Source organism: Pseudomonas tehranensis (assembly GCF_014268615.1).
Taxonomy (GTDB): Bacteria; Pseudomonadota; Gammaproteobacteria; order Pseudomonadales; family Pseudomonadaceae; genus Aquipseudomonas; species Aquipseudomonas tehranensis.
In genome coordinates this window covers 1-479 of sequence record NZ_JABWQV010000502.1, presented here as the reverse complement: position 1 = coordinate 479, position 479 = coordinate 1, and the positions used below count along the sequence as shown (strand labels likewise).

Below are 479 nucleotides of genomic sequence, written 5' to 3'. Positions count from 1 at the left end.
TCATCGAACTCAGTGGTGCTGAAGTCCCGGCGCATTGTCGAGTTCCGCCATTTCACGTTAAGGCTCTTCAACGCACCGCTCTGTACGGTGTAGGCCAGTTCGCTTTCGCGGCCCCATTCCTTACCATCGGTGATGGTGCCGGTGTGCACGTTGTCACCGCTGATGTAGCGGTTCATCAGGGTCAGGCCCGGTACACCGACGGCGGCGAAGTTGAAGTCGTGGCGCACTTGCCAGGATTTTTCCTGGGCGTTGTCGTAGCTGGAGTTGTAGCTGTCGTTGGCCAAGGTGCCGCCGCTGGTGCCGTTGACGCGCATCCAGCCATCGTCGCCGCTGAGTTTTTGCAGGCCAACGTAGAAGGTGTTGCCACCGTATTTGGCCGAGAGCATGGCGAAGGCGGTTTTGTTGTCCAGGTCGCCAGCCAGGGCACTGCCTTCTTCCTTGCCGATGAAGTAGCCGAGGTTGGCGCCCAGGGTCCAGTC

1 protein-coding gene is annotated in these 479 nt (G+C 59.9%); it reads right to left on the bottom strand.

What is annotated here, in order from left to right; genetic code table 11:
• Positions 1–479 (bottom strand): OprD family outer membrane porin (locus HU811_RS27175; RefSeq protein ID WP_186659217.1); only part of this gene is annotated, 479 nt, incomplete at both ends.